13 protein-coding genes are annotated in these 18,030 nt (G+C 62.9%); 5 read left to right on the forward strand and 8 right to left on the reverse strand.

Going from position 1 to position 18,030, the window contains the following annotated elements:
- Window positions 1-2: 2 nt before the first annotated feature.
- Window positions 3-557 (reverse strand): sigma-70 family RNA polymerase sigma factor, encoded by a 555-nt coding sequence (locus WH303_RS05165; RefSeq protein ID WP_339517452.1) that lies wholly within the window; start codon window positions 555-557, stop codon window positions 3-5.
- Between the two features lie 654 nt (window positions 558-1,211).
- On the opposite strand from WH303_RS05165, the gene WH303_RS05170 reads away from it, so the two are divergent.
- From WH303_RS05170 to WH303_RS05190, 5 genes are all read left to right on the forward strand, one after another.
- On the forward strand, window positions 1,212-2,573 hold the full coding sequence (locus WH303_RS05170) for an NAD(P)-dependent oxidoreductase (protein ID WP_339517281.1): 1,362 nt from the start codon (window positions 1,212-1,214) through the stop codon (window positions 2,571-2,573).
- A 41-nt stretch (window positions 2,574-2,614) separates the two neighbouring features.
- Window positions 2,615-3,937, forward strand: coding sequence for an NAD-dependent dihydropyrimidine dehydrogenase subunit PreA (gene preA / locus WH303_RS05175; RefSeq protein ID WP_021025784.1), 1,323 nt, complete (start codon window positions 2,615-2,617; stop codon window positions 3,935-3,937).
- A 126-nt stretch (window positions 3,938-4,063) separates the two neighbouring features.
- Window positions 4,064-5,569 carry an NCS1 family nucleobase:cation symporter-1 gene (locus WH303_RS05180; protein WP_021025783.1) on the forward strand — a complete coding sequence of 502 codons (1,506 nt, stop codon included), beginning with the start codon at window positions 4,064-4,066 and terminating at the stop codon, window positions 5,567-5,569.
- 45 nt (window positions 5,570-5,614) lie between these two features.
- Entirely contained in the window at window positions 5,615-7,081 is a 1,467-nt protein-coding gene (gene hydA, locus WH303_RS05185) for a dihydropyrimidinase (protein WP_339517282.1), read from the forward strand.
- Window positions 7,082-7,097: 16 nt separating this feature from the next.
- Window positions 7,098-8,354 carry a Zn-dependent hydrolase gene (locus tag WH303_RS05190; protein ID WP_339517283.1) on the forward strand — a complete coding sequence of 419 codons (1,257 nt, stop codon included), beginning with the start codon at window positions 7,098-7,100 and terminating at the stop codon, window positions 8,352-8,354.
- A gap of 138 nt (window positions 8,355-8,492) precedes the next feature.
- On the opposite strand, the gene groL is transcribed toward WH303_RS05190, so the two are convergent.
- The 7 genes from groL to ampD all read right to left on the reverse strand — a co-directional run bounded on the left by groL (window position 8,493) and on the right by ampD (window position 18,028).
- The gene (groL, locus tag WH303_RS05195) at window positions 8,493-10,136 is read right to left on the reverse strand and encodes a chaperonin GroEL (protein WP_339517284.1); all 1,644 of its coding nucleotides are present in this window, start codon (window positions 10,134-10,136) and stop codon (window positions 8,493-8,495) included.
- Between the two features lie 168 nt (window positions 10,137-10,304).
- Window positions 10,305-10,595 carry a co-chaperone GroES gene (locus tag WH303_RS05200; protein WP_021025779.1) on the reverse strand — a complete coding sequence of 97 codons (291 nt, stop codon included), beginning with the start codon at window positions 10,593-10,595 and terminating at the stop codon, window positions 10,305-10,307.
- 324 nt (window positions 10,596-10,919) lie between these two features.
- Window positions 10,920-11,546 (reverse strand): TetR family transcriptional regulator C-terminal domain-containing protein, encoded by a 627-nt coding sequence (locus WH303_RS05205; protein WP_021025778.1) that lies wholly within the window; start codon window positions 11,544-11,546, stop codon window positions 10,920-10,922.
- A 202-nt stretch (window positions 11,547-11,748) separates the two neighbouring features.
- Complete coding sequence (locus WH303_RS05210) at window positions 11,749-12,714, reverse strand: hypothetical protein (protein ID WP_339517285.1); 966 nt, start codon at window positions 12,712-12,714, stop codon at window positions 11,749-11,751.
- Between the two features lie 195 nt (window positions 12,715-12,909).
- Window positions 12,910-14,037 carry a ribonucleotide-diphosphate reductase subunit beta gene (locus WH303_RS05215; RefSeq protein ID WP_339517286.1) on the reverse strand — a complete coding sequence of 376 codons (1,128 nt, stop codon included), beginning with the start codon at window positions 14,035-14,037 and terminating at the stop codon, window positions 12,910-12,912.
- A gap of 58 nt (window positions 14,038-14,095) precedes the next feature.
- Window positions 14,096-16,999: a ribonucleoside-diphosphate reductase subunit alpha gene (locus WH303_RS05220; protein WP_339517287.1), complete on the reverse strand. Its 2,904-nt coding sequence runs from the start codon at window positions 16,997-16,999 to the stop codon at window positions 14,096-14,098.
- Between the two features lie 432 nt (window positions 17,000-17,431).
- The gene (gene ampD, locus WH303_RS05225; RefSeq protein ID WP_339517453.1) at window positions 17,432-18,028 is read right to left on the reverse strand and encodes a 1,6-anhydro-N-acetylmuramyl-L-alanine amidase AmpD; all 597 of its coding nucleotides are present in this window, start codon (window positions 18,026-18,028) and stop codon (window positions 17,432-17,434) included.
- Window positions 18,029-18,030 lie beyond the last annotated feature (2 nt).

The raw sequence follows: 18,030 nt of genomic DNA on the forward strand, positions 1-18,030 counted from the left end.
GCTCAAGACTTGGCGCGTCTGGTGCGGGCGCGTCCGTGGCGGGCATGCGCCACGCCATCGAGCCGGTCCTGGCAACGCCAGCAGGCCTCCATTGCGATTTGCAGCTGCATCTCGACGGTGCGGGTGGAGATGCCCATGTGCTCGGCGATCTGGGCATAGCTCAGGCCGTCGAACTTGTAGAGCATAAAGGCTTCGCGGCAGCGCGGAGGCAATTGGTCGATGGTGGCGACCAGGGCCGCCAGACCTTCGCGCGAGGCCAGGATGGTCTCGGGCTCCAGGGTGCGCGGGCCCGGCAGGTGCTCCAGCGCCGACTCATCGCCGGCTGCGGGCGCTGCGGTCTCCAGCTCGGCGCGAATGCTGCTGCGCCGGTGCTGGTCGATGACCAGGTTGCGGGCGGTGCGGTAGAGCAGCGCGCGCGGGTCTTGCACGGCCTGGCCGGTCTGCTGGGCCGCCAGCACGCGGGCATAGCTCTCCTGGGCCAGATCGGCCGCCGTGTCGCGGTCCTGTACCGATCGGGACAGAAAGTTCAGCAGTTCGCGGTAGTAGCGCTCAAACACCAGGCGGCCGTTGCAAAAAGGGGAAGAGGGGACTTCGCAACCGGTGGACGCCGTCGCCGTGGCCAGGGACGCGGCCCTGCCATATACGCAAATGGGAATTGTTATCATTATCGCTGATTGCTGGCCCCGTTTCACCAATGCCGCTGGGCTTGGAGGGAGAAGGCGCGCGCTTGCCCCAAGGCTCGATTTGCGCTTCCAGCCACATGCAGACCTTCCGCTGGCACTGCTTGCTGCGCGGGTGATGGCGCCTGGCAGATCGGCGCATGCGCCGATGGATCGACCCTTCATGGCTGGCCAGCCTTGCGTATTTCCGCACAAGCCCAGAACGCCAGGTTCGCGCCAGGCCAGAACCGCCCCGTGGCCGGACTGAAGCGCCAGCCGAAGTCTATGCCTAGTGTTTTTACCAGTGCGTAAAACTTTAATCGGGCATTTAATGGTTCCCTAAGTGCTGCGGCAACAGCAGCACAGGACAGATAAAACACCCACGATGAGGGCCTGATGAACCCTCCCTGGTTGGTGCAGCTTTGGCGGTGAATGGATGGCGCAGCCATGCCATTTGCCGGACCCGTTGTAGATGCAGTGGCGCGGTCGCAGGCGGCATGGTGATGGAGCCGTTCGCACTCGCGCTGGTAACCCAGTCGAGGAGGATGAGTCATGAACGGACCCACAGGATGCGGTGTGCGCGCAGGACGGCTTGGCGCGCAACAATATGCCGATAACTTTTCAGATGCGCACCCGCCGCTGACATGGGCGCAGGCATCGATCGAGGCCGAGCGCTGTTACTACTGCTACGACGCGCCCTGCGCCACGGCCTGCCCGACCAGCATCGATGTGCCCAGCTTCATTGCCCGCATTGCGCAGGACAACATCCGGGGCGCGGCCAAGACCATTCTCGAATCGAACCCCCTGGGCGGCATGTGCGCCCGGGTGTGTCCGACCGAGGTGCTGTGCGAGCAGGCCTGCGTGCGCAACACCAATGAGGACAAACCGGTGGAGATTGGCGCGCTGCAGCGCTATGCCACCGACCGCTTCATGGCAGGGGGCGGGGCGCCGCTGTTCCAACGCGCCGAGCCCACCGGCAAGAAGGTGGCTGTTGTGGGTGCGGGCCCGGCCGGGCTCGCCTGCGCACACCTGCTGGCCTTGCAGGGCCATGATGTCAGCCTGCTCGATGCCAAACCCAAGCTTGGCGGCTTGAACGAGTACGGCCTGGCCAGCTACAAGACCACCGACGATTTTGCACAGCGTGAAATTGACTGGCTGCTGTCGGTGGGTGGCATTGCCCCGCGCAACAACCAGCGCCTGGGCCGCGACTTCACCCTGGACAGCCTGCTGACCAGCCATGATGCGGTGTTTCTGGGCCTGGGCCTGGCAGGGGTCAATGACCTGGGTATTGCCGAGCCCGCCGCCCAGGGCCTGCGCAATGCGGTCGATTTCATTGCCGATATCCGCCAGGCGCCCGACAAATCCACGGTGCCGGTAGGCCGGCGTGTGGTGGTGATTGGCGGCGGTATGACGGCCGTGGACGCGGCCGTCCAAGCCCGCCTGCTGGGTGCCCAGGAAGTCACCATCGTCTACCGGCGCGGTCAGGATGCGATGTCGGCCTCCGCAGTGGAGCAGCAATGGGCGCAGACCCATGGCGTGACGATCCGGCTGTGGGCGGCGCCGCAGGAGGTGCTGGTGGACAACGGTGCCGTCAGCGGCATCCGCCTGGCGGCCACGCAGCAGGTTGATGGCAAGCTGCAAACCACCGGCGAGACCGAGGTGCTGGCGGCCGACATGGTGCTCAAGGCCATCGGCCAGAGCTATATCGCCGAGCCCGCCGGCGCACGTATCGCCCTCAAGGCCGGTCGGATCGAGACGGACGAAGACGGCCAGACCAGCCTGGAGCGGGTCTGGGCGGGGGGCGACTGCCGCTGGGGCGGCCGAGACCTGACGGTGGAAGCCGTAGAGCACGGCAAACGCGCCGCAGCGGCCATGCACCGCATGTTGATGCGCGAAGTGGGTGTTAGCGCCTAAGCGCACGCCCAGCCCTTTATCCACCGAACCAAGGAGTCGCCATGGCCGATATTCGCAGCAATTTTCTGGGCATCCGCAGCCCCAACCCTTTCTGGCTGGCCTCTGCGCCGCCGACCGACAAGGAGATCAACGTCACCCGCGCCTACGAGGCGGGCTGGGGCGGTGTGGTCTGGAAGACGCTGGGCGAGGACCCGCATGTGGTCAACGTCAACGGGCCGCGTTACTCCACCTTGATGTCGCAGGACCGGCGCGTCATGGGGCTGAACAATATCGAGCTGATCACCGACCGTCCCTTGCAGATCAACCTGGAGGAGATGACCCGGGTGAAGCGGGCCTGGCCCGATCGCGCGCTGATCGCCTCGCTGATGGTGCCCTGCGTCGAAGAGAGCTGGAAGCGCATCCTGCCGATGGTGGAGGACACGGGCGCCGATGGCATTGAGCTGAACTTTGGCTGCCCGCACGGCATGAGCGAGCGCGGCATGGGCGCTGCCGTGGGCCAGGTGCCCGAGTACATCCAGATGGTCACCGAATGGTGCAAGCACTACAGCCGGCTGCCGGTGATTGTGAAGCTCACGCCCAACATCACCGATGTGCGCTTTCCGGCGCGCGCGGCCAAGGCGGGCGGGGCGGATGCGGTGTCGCTGATCAACACCATCAACTCGGTGATGGGCGTGAACCTGGACACCTTGGTGATGCACCCCAGCACCGATGGCAAGGGCTCGCACGGCGGCTACTGCGGCCCGGCGGTCAAGCCGATTGCGCAGAACATGGTGGCCGAGATCGCCCGCGATCCGCAAACCGCTGGCCTGCCGATCTCCGGCATTGGCGGCATCACCACCTGGAAGGATGCGGCCGAGTACATCGCGCTGGGCTGCGGCACGGTGCAGGTCTGCACCGCTGCGATGGTCTATGGCTTCAAGATCGTGCAGGACATGTGTGATGGCCTGTCGCACTATATGGACGCGCATGGCTTCAAGACCATCGAAGACTTCCAGGGCCGCGCCGTGCCTACCGTCAGGGACTGGAAGGACCTGAACCTCAACCACATCGACAAGGCCGTGATCGACCAGGACAGCTGCATCCAGTGCGGACGCTGCCATGTGGTTTGCGAAGACACCTCGCACCAGGCCATCTTCTACCAAAAGGGTGAGGCCGGTGAGCGACGCTTTGAGGTGAACGAGGCCGAATGCGTGGGCTGCAACCTTTGCGTGTCGATCTGCCCGGTGCCCGACACGATCTCGATGCGCAGTCTGCAGCCCGGCGAGGTGGATGCGCGCACCGGCAAGACCGTCACCGGCGAGTACGCGAACTGGACCACCCACCCCAACAACCCGTCACGGGTAGCCGCGCAGATCTCCCCTTGAGCGGCGAGCGCGCCGTCCCTTGCGGTGGCGCGCTTTTTGCATGACCCGATGTGCTACAGGATGGAAACCAAGACTTTGGATTTGGACGCTTAGAACCTATCGATAACACCTCTCAAGGAGTGAGCAATGTCCCATGACGCGCAAGCAAGGGGTGCCGCCGGCAGCGAAGCCGGCGGCCTTTGGAACGACGACCTCGCACCCACGCAAGCCTCGCAGCGAACGTGGACCTGGTACCACTTCACGGCGTTGTGGATAGGCATGGTGATGTGCATTCCGGCCTACACCTTGGCTGCCAGTCTGGTTGAAGGCGGCATGTCGGCGTTCCAGGCGGTCATGACCGTGTTTCTGGCCAATCTGATTGTGCTGGTGCCGATGCTGCTGATCGGGCATGCGGGCGCCAAATACGGCATCCCCTATGCGGTGCTGGCCCGTGCCTCTTTCGGCACCCGGGGCGCCAAGCTGCCTGCCGTGCTGCGCGCGCTGGTGGCCTGCGGCTGGTATGGCATCCAGACCTGGTTTGGCGGCCTGATGATCTACACCTTGCTCGGCGTGATCCTGGGCCATCCGCTCGAGAGCGAGAAGATCTCCTGGCTGGGCATCAATGTGGCGCAGCTGGTCTGCTTCCTGGTCTTCTGGGCCATCCAGTTCTACTTTGTGGTGCATGGCATCGAGTCCATCCGCAAGCTCGAGACCTATACGGCGCCGGCCAAGATCGTGATCTGCTTTGTGCTGCTGTGGTGGGTGTATGACAAGGCGGGCGGCTTTGGCCCGATCCTGAGCAAGCCGTCGGCCTTTGCAGCCGGCGAAGCGAAGGCCGGTCAGTTCTGGGGCACCTTCTGGCCGTCGCTCACAGCCATGATTGGTTTTTGGGCCACATTGGCGCTGAATATTCCCGACTTCACCCGCTTTGCCCGCTCGCAGCGGGACCAGATCGTGGGCCAGGCCATTGGCCTGCCGGTGCCCATGGGCCTGCTGGCGGCCCTGGCGGTGATCGTCACCTCGGCCACCGTGGTCATCTATGGCAAGGCGCTGTGGGACCCCGTGGATGTGGCCGCGCGCATGACCGGCGCTGCGGTGCTCATCGCCCTCATCGTGCTGCTGGTCGATACGGTGAGCGTCAATCTGGCCGCCAACCTGGTGGGCCCCGCCTACGACTTTTCTGCGCTGAACCCCAAGCGCATCAGCTACCGCACCGGCGGCTACATCACCGTGGCGATTGCCATCCTGATGATGCCCTGGAAGATTCTGGAGTCCACCCAGGGCTATATCTTCACCTGGCTGATCGGCTACTCGGCGCTGCTCGGCCCGATCGCCGGGATCCTGATGGTCGACTACTTCCTGATCCGCCGCACCCAGCTCGATGTGGACGAGCTCTACCGCGAGGGCGGCAAATACAGCTATTCCGGCGGCTGGAACTGGGTGGCCGTGGCCGCATTTGCCTGCGGCGTGGCGCCCAATATTCCGGGCTTTCTCAATGCCGCGTTTCCTGCCAGCTTCCCCGATGTGGGAGCGATCTTCAAGGACCTGTATGCCTATGCCTGGTTTATCGGCCTGTTCATTGCCGGTGTGGTCTACCGCATCGGCATGGCCAGCCATGTGGCGGCGTCGCAGGCCATGCTGCGGCGCGCTTGAGCGTAGCAGCCGCCGTTTTTGTGATTTGAACCAAGGAGAGACATGATGAGCACAGCCAGCCACCCCCTTCTGATCCGTGGTGGTACCGTCGTGAATGCGGACCGTGAAGAGCGCGCCGATGTGCTGCTGGTGGACGGCAAGATGGTGGCGGTCGGTGAGGGGGCTGCGGCCCAGGCGCCGGCCGGCACCGAAACGCTGGATGCCAGCGGCCAGTATGTGATGCCCGGCGGTATCGATCCGCACACCCATATGCAGCTGCCCTTCATGGGCACGGTCACCGCTGACGACTTCTTCACTGGCACCGCCGCGGGCCTCGCCGGTGGCACCACCAGCATCATCGACTTTGTGATTCCCGCGCCGCAGGAGCCGCTGATGGACGCCTACCGCAAGTGGCGCGGCTGGGCCGAGAAGTCGGCGGCCGACTACTCCTTCCATGTGGCGGTGACCTGGTGGAGTGAGCAGGTGCGCGAGGACATGGGCCGGCTGGTGCGCGACGAAGGCATCAACAGCTTCAAGCACTTCATGGCCTACAAGAACGCCATCATGTGCGACGACGAAACGCTGGTCAACAGCTTCCGGCGCGCGCTGGAGCTGGGCGCCATGCCCACCGTGCATGCCGAGAACGGCGAACTGGTCTACCTGCTGCAGCAGGAGGTGGCGCGCATGGGCATCACCGGCCCGGAAGGCCATCCGCTGTCGCGCCCGCCGATGGTGGAGGCCGAGGCCGCCAACCGGGCGATTGCGATTGCCGATGTGCTGGGCGTGCCCATCTATGTGGTGCATGTGAGCTGCATCGAGGCGGCCGACGCCATTGCCCGTGCCCGGGCGCGCGGCCAGCGCGTCTACGGCGAGGTGCTGGCCGGCCATTTGACGATTGACGACAGCGTCTACCGCCATCCTGATTACGCGACGGCCGCCGCCTATGTGATGAGCCCGCCGTTCCGCCCCAAGGAGCACCAGGAGGCGCTGTGGCGTGGCCTGCAGGCCGGGCACCTGCACACCACGGCGACGGACCACTGCACCTTCTGCGCCGAGCAAAAGGCTGTGGGCAAGGACAATTTTGCCAAGACGCCCAATGGCACCGGCGGCGTTGAAGAGCGCATGGCCGTGGTCTGGGATGCCGGGGTGAACACCGGGCGCCTGACGCCCAGCGAGTTTGTCGCGATCACCTCGGCCAACACGGCCAAGCTCTTCAATGTCTATCCGCGCAAGGGCTTTGTCGGCGTGGGCGCCGATGCCGATGTGGTGCTTTGGGATCCGAAGGCGACCAAGACCTTGTCGGCCAAGACCCAGCACTCCAAGGGCGATTTCAACATCTTTGAAGGCCGGCAGGTGACAGGCCTGCCCAGCCACACCATCAGCCGGGGCCGCGTGGTGTATGCGAACGGCGATCTGCGCGCCGAGAAGGGCGCGGGCCAGTATTTCAAGCGGCCGGCCTTCGGCCCCAACTTCCAGGCGGTGCAAAAGCGGGCGCAAGAGACGGCGCCGACGGCCGTGGCACGCGCGCAATGAAACAAGGAGACCAAGCATGGACACGAAAGTGAAGACCGATACCAGCCAGCTGCGCATCAATGGCGACCGGCTCTGGGCATCGCTGATGGAGCTGGCCCAGATTGGCGCCACCGCCAAAGGGGGCGTGTGCCGCCTGGCCCTGACCGACCTGGACCGCCAAGGGCGCGACCTGGTGACACGCTGGGCCAAGGAGGCGGGCATGACGGTCACCATTGACAAGATCGGCAATGGCTTTATGCGCCGCCCGGGCCGCAACAACAGCCTGCCGCCGATCATGACCGGCAGCCATATCGACACCCAGCCGACGGGCGGCAAGTTTGATGGCAACTATGGTGTGCTTGCCGGTATCGAGGTGGTGCGCACGCTCAATGACCATGGCATCGAGACCGAGGCGCCCATCGAGGTCGCGTTTTGGACTAACGAGGAGGGCTCGCGCTTTGTGCCGGTGATGATGGGCTCGGGCGTGTTTGCCAAGGCCTTCAGCCTGGAGCATGCCTATGCCGCCAAGGATACCGACGGCAAAAGCGTGCAGGACGAGCTAGCGCGCATCGGCTATATCGGCCCGCAGGAGCCCGGTGACCACCCGATCGGCTACTACTTTGAAACCCATATCGAGCAAGGCCCGGTGCTGGAGGACCACGACAAGACGATTGGCGTGGTCACCGGTGTGCTGGGCATCCGCTGGTATGACTGCACCGTCACCGGCATGGAGGCGCATGCCGGCCCCACGCCGATGGCGCTGCGCAAGGATGCCCTGCAGGTCGCCACCCAGGTGATGCAGGAAGTGGTGGCCTGCGCGCACCGCCACCCGCCGCACGGGCGCGGCACGGTGGGCATGGTGCATGTGCACCCCAACAGCCGCAATGTGATTCCGGGCGAGGTGAAATTCAGCATCGACCTGCGCAATGCCACCGATGCCGACTGCGAGTCCATGGACCAGGACATCCGCGCGGTGGCCGCGCGCATCAGCGACGAGACCGGCCTGCCGATCAAGATCGACCTGGTGTCCAGCTACACCGCCCAGCCCTTCAACGCGGATTGCATCGATGCGGTGCGGCGCGGCGCGCAGATGCTGGGCTACTCGCACATGGATGCCGTCTCCGGCGCGGGCCATGATGCCGTCTATATGGCGCGCCTGGCGCCTGCGGGCATGATCTTTATCCCCTGCAAGGATGGCATCTCGCACAACGAGATTGAAGACGCCAAGCCCGAGCACATCACCGCAGGCTGCAATGTGCTGTTGCATGCGATGCTGGAGCGCGCCTGCCGCTGAGTCGGTGCGGATGAACCCGCTGAGCCAGAGACGATAAAAAAACCCGGCCACCTTGGCGGTGCCGGGTTTTTTGGTGTCTGGCACCAAGCCCGCAAGGGTACTTGCAGGCTTGATGCTGCGCTATGACAGCCGGGGCAATTACATGCCCATGCCGCCCATGCCACCCATGCCGCCCATGTCGGGCATGGCAGGAGCTGCGTCAGCCTTGGGGGCTTCAGCAATCATGCACTCGGTGGTCAGCAGCAGCGAAGCCACGGACGCAGCGTTTTGCAGCGCGGTGCGGGTCACCTTCGTTGGGTCCAGGATACCCATTTCCAGCATGTCGCCGTAGGTGTCGTTGGCCGCATTGAAGCCGAAGTTGCCCGTGCCCTTGAGCACGGCATCCACCACCACCGATGGCTCGCCACCGGCGTTGGCCACGATTTCGCGCAGAGGCGCTTCGATGGCCTTCATCACCAGCTTGATACCAGCGTCTTGCTCGGCATTGCCGGTAGCCAGGGCGCCCACGGATTGCTTGGCGCGCAGCAGAGCCACGCCACCACCGGCCACGATGCCTTCTTCCACAGCAGCGCGGGTAGCGTGCAGGGCGTCTTCCACGCGGGCCTTCTTTTCCTTCATTTCGACTTCGGTGGCAGCGCCCACCTTGATCACGGCAACACCGCCGGCCAGCTTGGCCACGCGCTCTTGCAGCTTTTCACGGTCGTAGTCGGAAGTGGCTTCTTCGATCTGAGCGCGGATTTGCTTCACGCGGGCTTCGATTTCAGCAGCTTGGCCAGCACCGTCGATGATGGTGGTGTTTTCCTTACCGATTTCGACGCGTTGGGCTTGGCCCAGGTCTTCCAGGGTCACCTTTTCCAGCGACAGGCCCACTTCTTCAGCGATCACCTTGCCGCCGGTCAGGATGGCGATGTCTTCCAGCATGGCCTTGCGGCGGTCGCCGAAGCCAGGAGCCTTCACAGCCACAACCTTCAGGATGCCACGGATGGTGTTGACCACCAGGGTAGCGAGTGCTTCGCCTTCGACGTCTTCTGCAATGATCAGCAGAGGACGGCCGGCCTTGGCCACGGCTTCCAGCGTAGGCAGCAGGTCACGGATGTTGCTGATCTTCTTGTCGAACAGCAGCACGAAGGGGTTGTCCAGAATCGCGGCTTGCTTTTCTGGGTTGTTGATGAAGTAGGGCGACAGGTAGCCACGGTCGAACTGCATGCCTTCAACGACGTCGAGTTCGTTGTCCAGCGACTTGCCTTCTTCCACGGTGATCACGCCTTCCTTGCCGACCTTGTCCATCGCGTCAGCAATGATCTTGCCCACGGATTCGTCGGAGTTGGCGGAGATCGAACCGACTTGGGCGATTTCCTTGGAGGTGGTGGTGGCCTTGGATTGCTTCTTGAGCTCTTCCACCAGGGCGGCGACAGCCTTGTCGATACCGCGCTTCAGGTCCATCGGGTTCAGGCCAGCAGCCACGTACTTGGAGCCTTCGCGCACGATGGCTTGGGCCAGCACGGTAGCGGTCGTGGTGCCGTCACCAGCGATGTCGTTGGTCTTGGAGGCCACTTCCTTCACGAGCTGGGCGCCCATGTTCTGCAGCTTGTCCTTGAGTTCCACTTCCTTGGCCACGGACACACCGTCCTTGGTCACGGTAGGGGCGCCGAACGAACGCTCGAGCACCACGTTACGGCCCTTAGGGCCCAGGGTCACCTTGACGGCGTTAGCCAGAATGTTCACGCCTTCAACCATGCGTGCACGTGCTTCACCGCCGAATACTACGTCTTTTGCTGCCATTTTTGGCTCCTAAATACTTGAAAACTTGAAATGAGAATGAATGCTCGGGAGAGAAAGCGTAGCGAGCAGGTGTCAGGCTAGGCGCATGGAGCGCAGCAACCGGAACGTACTTGGGTACGTGAGGATTGCGAGCACCGCGCAACGACGCCTGGCGCCTGCGCAGTAGCTTTATTTCTCGACGACGGCGAAGAGGTCTTCTTCTTTCATGACCAGCAGTTCATTGCCGTCCACCTTGACCGATTGGCCGGAGTACTTGCCGAACAGCACGCGGTCGCCGACCTTCACGCCCAAGGTGATGGACTCGCCCTTGTCGTTCTTCTTGCCTGGGCCAACGGCCAGCACTTCGCCTTGGTCTGGCTTTTCAGCAGCGTTGTCGGGGATGTAGATGCCCGAAGCGGTCTTGGTTTCGTTTTCCAGACGCTTAACGATCACGCGATCGTGCAGAGGACGCAGGTTCATAACAACTCCTTCAATATCAATACCAGGTTTTGATGAAAGATGGCCCGGCAGATGCCGCGCCAAATACGCAAAAATTTCTGAGAAGTGGTGGTTTTAGCACTCTACCCCTTCGAGTGCTAATAATAAGGTCATTTGATGACAGTTCAAGACTGCGGGGGCTAAAAAATCCAGGGGGCTGTGCTGTCGGATCGCGATCCCTCAGCACTGGATTTGCGCAAGCATCGATGGATGCTTGGAATGTTGCTATCAAATTTGGATATGTACAGGCAAATGCGACATGCAGCACGGGGGACAAGCGCTGCACCAGGGGCCGCAGGTCCTTGCTCAATCGGGCAGTTCGATCTTGAGCGTGGCCGACAGCATCTGCACCAGCAAGGCCTCGGCCTGGGCGAAGTCACCCGCGTCCAGTGCGGCCTTGTTCTGCAGCAGCGCAAACTGGGTTTGCTGGTCGACATAGCCTTGGGTGATGGCCCAGATGCTGAACATCAGGTGCTGGAAATTGACCGGCGCGATCCGGCCTTGCCCGGCCCAATGCGCAAACGCTGCCACATTGGCTGCCAGCAACGGTGCGATGCGCTCGCGCACCGCAGAGGCGGCAAACGGCGCGCCGGCAATCATCTCCTTGGTGAACAGCTGGCTGCCATAAGGGCGGGTGCGCGCAAACTCGAATTTCTCGCGGATGTACTGGCGGATCTGCTGGGCCGGCTCGCCGTCCTTGGACAGGCCTGTCATATGGCCCAGCCAGTCATCGATCACCGAGGCCAGCACCGCCTGGTACAGCGCCTCTTTGCTGGGGTAGTAGTACAGCAGGTTGTGGCGGCTAAAGCCTGCGTCCTGCGCGATCTGCTCCAGCGGTGCACCTTCAAAACCCAGCAATGCGAAATGCCGCTCTGCCGAGCCCAGGATCATGTCAATCTTGCGCAGACGGGCGGCACTGGGTTTGCGTGCCATCGCGGCAGTGGCTGCATGCGCGCTGGCTGGCGGTGTGGGAAGGGCATCATTCATGAGCCCGTATTGTCTGGCATTTGGGAGGCCTTGTAGCCAGACATGAAAAGCGCCGCACGACAGACAAGAAAAAAGGCAACGCATCGCGTTGCCTTGGTGACCAAGCGGTGCCTTGCGGCACCCGGGCAGGTTGCCCGGCTTGGTGGTCTTATTGTGGGCGGCTGTTGGTGGGGAAAGGCCAAGCAGCATTGGTGCTGAGCACGGTCTTGACAGGCTCTGCAGCAGCAGGCGCAGCAGCAGCAGGGGCCTTGGCAGGAGCGGCAGCCTTCTTGGCGGGAGCAGCATTCTTCGCAGGTGCTGGAGCCTTGGCAGCAGCAGGGGCCTTGGCAGGAGCGGCAGCCTTCTTGGCAGGTGCTGGAGCCTTGGCAGGAGCGGCAGCCTTCTTCGCAGGAGCAGCAGCCTTCTTGGCAGGAGCGGCAGCCTTCTTGGCAGGAGCGGCAGCCTTCTTAGCTGGAGCAGCAGCCTTCTTGGCAGGAGCGGCAGCCTTCTTCGCAGGAGCAGCAGCCTTCTTCGCAGGAGCAGCAGCCTTCTTGGCTGGAGCAGCGGCCTTCTTGGCAGGAGCTGCAGCCTTCTTAGCTGGAGCGGCCTTCTTAGCTGGAGCGCCAGCCTTCTTGGCAGGAGCAGCGGCCTTCTTAGCTGGAGCGCCAGCCTTCTTGGCAGGAGCAGCGGCCTTCTTGGCAGGAGCTGCAGCCTTCTTGGCAGGAGCTGCAGCCTTCTTGGCAGGAGCTGCAGCCTTCTTCGCAGGAGCAGCGGCCTTCTTCGCAGGAGCAGCGGCCTTCTTGGCTGGAGCGGCGGCCTTCTTAGCTGGAGCGGCAGCCTTCTTCGCAGGAGCAGCGGCCTTCTTGGCAGGAGCGGCAGCCTTCTTCACGGCAGTCTTGGCAGCTGCGGTGGATTTGGTTGCGGGCTTGGCGGCGGCCTTCTTGGCGGCTGGCTTAGCAGCGGCCTTTTTGGCGACGGCCTTGGCAGCAGGCTTTGCAGCTGCCTTGGTGGCGGCTGGCTTGGCAGCGGCCTTGGGCTTTGCAGCTGCCTTGGGGGCGGCTGCCTTGGTTGCAACTGCCTTCTTGGCAGTTGCCTTGGTGTCAGCAGTTTTCTTGCTTGCTTTGGACGTTGCCATGCTCTTCTCCTTCGGGTCAATTTAGAAAGCAGACTTCATGCCTGATTGAATTCGACACGAAGTTTTGATAGCAAACTGAATTGTGCATCAGCTGCTAGCAACTGGCATAGTGCAAACCTCAATAAAGACGCCAAATTTCACAGTTTTCTCTCAGGAAAACCACATTCTGACGGGGTTTGCACATCAAGGTCGGCGTCAATCCCAGGAAAGCGCGCCACCGGACTGGTATTCGATGACCCGTGTCTCGAAGAAATTTCGCTCCTTTTTCAGGTCGATCATCTCGCTCATCCACGGGAAAGGGTTGTCCTCGTTGGGGTACAAAGCTTCAAGGCCGATCTGCGTTGCGCGGCGATTGGCGATGTAGCGCAGGTAGCCTTTGAACATCGATGCGTTCATGCCCAGCACACCTCTGGGCATCGTGTCTTCGGCATATTGATATTCAAGTTCGACTGCTTGAATAAACAAGGCCTTGATCTCGTCCTTGAACGCGGCGGTCCACAACTGCGGGTTCTCCAGCTTGAGCTGGTTGATCAGGTCGATGCCGAAGTTGCAGTGCATGGACTCGTCGCGCAGGATGTACTGGTACTGCTCGGCCGCGCCGGTCATCTTGTTTTGGCGGCCCAGCGCCAGGATCTGCGTGAAGCCGACATAGAAGAAAAGGCCCTCCATCAGGCAGGCAAAAACGATCAGGCTCTTGAGCAGGGTCTGGTCGGTCTGCGCTGTGCCGGTCTGGAAGCTGGGGTCCATGATCGCCTCGATGAAGGGGATCAGGAAAGCATCCTTGTTGCGGATCGAGGGGACCTCGTTGTAGGCGTTGAAGATCTCGGCCTCATCCAGGCCCAGCGACTCCACGATGTACTGGTAGGCATGCGTGTGTATGGCTTCCTCAAAGGCCTGGCGCAGCAGAAACTGGCGGCACTCCGGCGCAGTGATATGGCGGTAGGTGCCCAACACAATATTGTTGGCGGCCAGCGAATCGGCGGTGACGAAAAAGCCCAGGTTGCGCTTGACGATGCGGCGCTCGTCTTCGGTCAGGCCATGGGGCGATTTCCACAGCGCGATGTCGCGCGTCATGTTGACCTCTTGGGGCATCCAGTGGTTGGCGCAGGTGGCCAGGTATTTCTCCCAGGCCCATTTGTATTTGAAAGGCACCAGCTGGTTGACATCGGTCTTGGCGTTGATGATGCGCTTGTCGGCGGCATTGACGCGCTTGAATGTGGCGGCTGGGGATGCGGCAGGCGATGCAGAGGGCGAGGCCGCCGTGGTGGCCGGCGCGGCTGGTGTGGCCAGCGCGTCCCTCGAATCTTCTTCAAAGCTCAGCATGGATGAATGCTCCTGGTGGTGGCCGCTGCTGCGGTCCGGTTCAGTCGGTCCGCGTGGTCTACTGGCAGGCTTCGCAGCCGGGGTCATCGATGGCGCAAAAGCGAATGTCGGTGCCGGGCGCGGCGGACTGCGATGCAGCAGCGGCGGCGTTGGCGACAGCCTGGGCGACGGGCGAGGCATGGCTGCTGGGCACGGCATTGAGCACGCGGCTTTGGATGGTGGATTTCTCGGCCTGCGTGGCGCTGGTGGTGCGCAGGTAGTAGGTGGTCTTGAGGCCGCGCACCCAGGCAAGCTTGTAGGCGTCGTCGAGCTTCTTGCCCGAGGCCCCTGCCATATAGATATTGAGGCTTTGCGCCTGGTCTATCCATTTCTGGCGCCGCGAGGCCGCTTCCACCAGCCAGACCGGATCGACTTCAAAGGCCGTGGCATACAGCGCCTTGAGTGCATGGGGCACGCGGTCGATGGGGCGCAGCGAGCCATCGAAATGCTTGAGGTCCATGACCATCACATCGTCCCACAGGCCCAGCGCTTTGAGGTCGCGCACCAGGTACTGGTTGATCACGGTGAACTCGCCCGAGAGGTTGGACTTGACCGAGAGGTTGCCAAACGAGGGCTCGATCGAGGCATCGACGCCGACGATGTTGGAGATGGTGGCGGTGGGTGCAATGGCCACGCAGTTGGAGTTGCGCATGCCGTCCTGCGCGATCTTGCGGCGCAGCGCCTCCCAGTCCAGCTGCATGCTGCGGTCGACCTGCACATAGCCGGCCTGGCCGCGCGCCTGGGCAAGCAGGTCCAGCGTGTCCAGCGGCAAAATGCCTTGGCTCCAGAGCGAGCCGGGGTAGCTGCTGTAGACACCGCGCTCGCGCGCCAGCTCGGTCGATGCCCAGTAGGCGTAGTAGCAGACCGCCTCCATCGAGGTATCGGCAAACTGCAGGGCCGCATCGCTGGCGTAGGGAATGTGCAATTGGTAGAGACTGTCCTGGAAGGCCATGATGCCCAGGCCCACCGGGCGGTGGCGCAGGTTGGAGTCGCGTGCTTTGCCCACCGCGTAGTAGTTGATGTCGATGACGTTGTCGAGCATGCGCATGGCCGTCGTGATGGTGCGCTTGAGCTTGTCATGGTCGAGCGCGAGGCCACCTTGGCCGTCGTCCTTCAAGTGGCGCGCCAGGTTGACCGAGCCCAGGTTGCAGACGGCGGTTTCCGTGTCGCTGGTGTTGAGCGTGATCTCGGTGCAGAGGTTGGACGAGTGCACGACGCCGGCATGCTGCTGGGGCGAGCGCAGGTTGCAGGCATCCTTGAAGGTGATCCAGGGGTGGCCGGTCTCGAACAGCATCGACAGCATCTTGCGCCACAGATCGACCGCGGGCACGGTCTTGCTCAGCGCCAGCTCGCCGGTCGCGGCCTTGACCTCGTAAGCGGTGTAGGCCCGCTCGAAATCCTGGCCAAAGCGGTCATGCAGATCGGGCACATCGGAGGGGGAGAACAAGGTCCACAGGCCTTTTTCCATGACCCGTTGCATGAACAGATCGGGGATCCAGTGGGCGGTGTTCATGTCATGGGTGCGGCGGCGGTCATCGCCAGTGTTCTTGCGCAGCTCCAGAAATTCCTCGATGTCCAGGTGCCAGGTCTCCAGGTAGGCGCAGACGGCGCCCTTGCGCTTGCCGCCCTGGTTGACGGCCACGGCCGTGTCGTTGACCACCTTGAGAAAGGGCACCACGCCTTGCGATTCGCCATTGGTGCCCTTGATGCGGGCGCCCATCGCACGCACGGGGGTCCAGTCATTGCCCAGGCCACCGGCAAACTTGGACAGCAAGGCGTTTTCGCGGATCGCATCGTAGATGCCGCCCAGGTCATCGGCCACCGTGGTCAGGTAGCAGGACGACAGCTGCGAGCGCAGCGTGCCGCTGTTGAACAGGGTGGGTGTGGACGACATGAAGTCGAAGGACGAGAGCAGGTCATAGAACGCGATGGCCCTTGCATTGCGGTCGTCCTCCTTCAGCGCCAGGCCCATGGCCACGCGCATGAAGAAGGCCTGGGGCAGCTCGATGCGCTGCTGGCCTACATGCAGAAAATAGCGGTCATACAGCGTCTGCAGACCCAGGTAGTCAAACTGCAGGTCGCGCTCGGGCTGGAGAGCGGCGGCAAGGCGCGGCAGGTCAAAGTCCAGCATCTCGGGGGCGAGCAGTTCATGCGCCACCCCTTGCGCGACAAAGCCGGGGAAGCTGCTGCGGTAGGCCGCGCCCATGTCGGCACTGCTGACGTCCTGGCCCATCACTTCGCGCGTGATGGTGTGCAGCAGCAGGCGCGCGGTGACAAAGCTGTAGTCCGGGTCTTTTTCGATCAAGGTGCGGGCGGCGAGGATGGAGGCCTTGAACACCTCGTCCATGTGGACGCCGTCATAGAGGTTGCGCAGGGTTTCGCTCAGGATGGGTGCGGGGTCGACATCCTGGCCCAGGCCCTGGCAGGCTGCGGCAATGCGGTCATGGAGCTTTTTGACATCGAGCAGCACCTGCTGACCCCGGTCCTGCACATGCAAGCTGGCATGGGCGGGCGTGTGCTGGGCCTGGAGCTGGGCGCGCTCCTGGTTGCGGCGCTCGCGGTACAGCACATAGGCACGTGCCACCTCATGGTTGCCGCCGCGCATCAGACCGAGCTCGACCTGGTCCTGCACATCTTCGATATGGAAGGTGCCGCCGCCCGGGCGCGAGCGCATCAGCGCACGCACCACCGTGTGGGTCAGGTTCTCGACTACTTCGCGCACGCTGGCCGATGCCGAGCCCTGGCTGCCATGCACGGCCAGAAAGGCTTTCATGATGGCGGTGGTGATCTTGGGGGGCTCGAAAGGGACGACTGCTCCGTTGCGTCGCATGATCTGGTAGTCCGGCAGTACGGTAAATCCATCCAGGGTGCGCGAGCTGGCGGCCGGTGCGGACCGTTGCTCGGAAAGCGAAGCAGCGCTCATGATGTCCTCTCTGTGGTGCGTGAAAAGCCGGAGAAACAGCGCTGGGCATACCGGTACCACTGAGCCGCCGGCTACCACCTCACACTACATGTAGTGTTTTATTAAGCGCTGGACACTACCTGTAGTGTATGGCGCATTGCAGGCTTTGTGTGTAGTGCTGATGACCATGCTGCGCAGCAAAACGGCGGCAACTGCGCATGGCGTGGTGGTTTGCGCCTGCAAACCACCGCTGTGTGTGTGTTTCTGCGCCATCTGCGTTGCAGAGCCTGCGTAAAACATAGGCATTGCATCTGAAAAAAATTTTTTCAAATGTGGAAAATTGCCGTGTTTTTTGTGGCGTACATGCCTTTCATTGCATGCGAATGAAAGGGGATGCCGGGCAGATGCAGGCGGCTTTGAACAGGTTCTTAGAGGCTTGGGCTATAGCCCGATTTAGAGGCCGAGCGATGCGGGAAACATCGATCGCGGCCAGGCCAGATCCTGCTGCAGCTGGGGCCAGAGAAAGCCGGGACCCGGGTCGTTCTTGCGGCCCGGCGCAATGTGCTCATGGCCGGCAATATAGGCGATCGCATACTGCGCGCGGATCTGCTGGCACAGCTGCACCAGGCTCTCGTACTGGGCGGGCTCGAAAGTCTCGCCCTCCAGGCCTTCGAGCTCGATGCCGATGGAGTCGTCATTGCAGCGCGGCCGGCCGCGCCAGAACGACTGGCCGGCATGCCAGGCACGCTGGTCGGCGCTGACAAACTGCCACACCAGGCCTTGGCGCGTGATGAAGAAATGCGAGGACACCTGCAGGCCCCGGATGCTCTGGAAATAGGGGTGGGCATCCCAGTCGAGCTGGTTGGTAAAGAGGCGCTGCACATCCCCCGTGCCGTAGATGCCCGGCGGCAGGCTGATCGAGTGGACGACCACCAGATCGGTGCATGCCCCCTCAGGTCGGGGGCCGAAATTGGGCGAGGGGCAGTGCGTGGCCGTGCGCAGCCAGCCGTCTTGCCAGAGCGCTGCCTGCGGCGCGCTGGTGGCGTGCATAT

This window comes from Comamonas sp. MYb69 (genome assembly GCF_037479315.1).
Lineage (GTDB): Bacteria > Pseudomonadota > Gammaproteobacteria > Burkholderiales > Burkholderiaceae_C > Comamonas.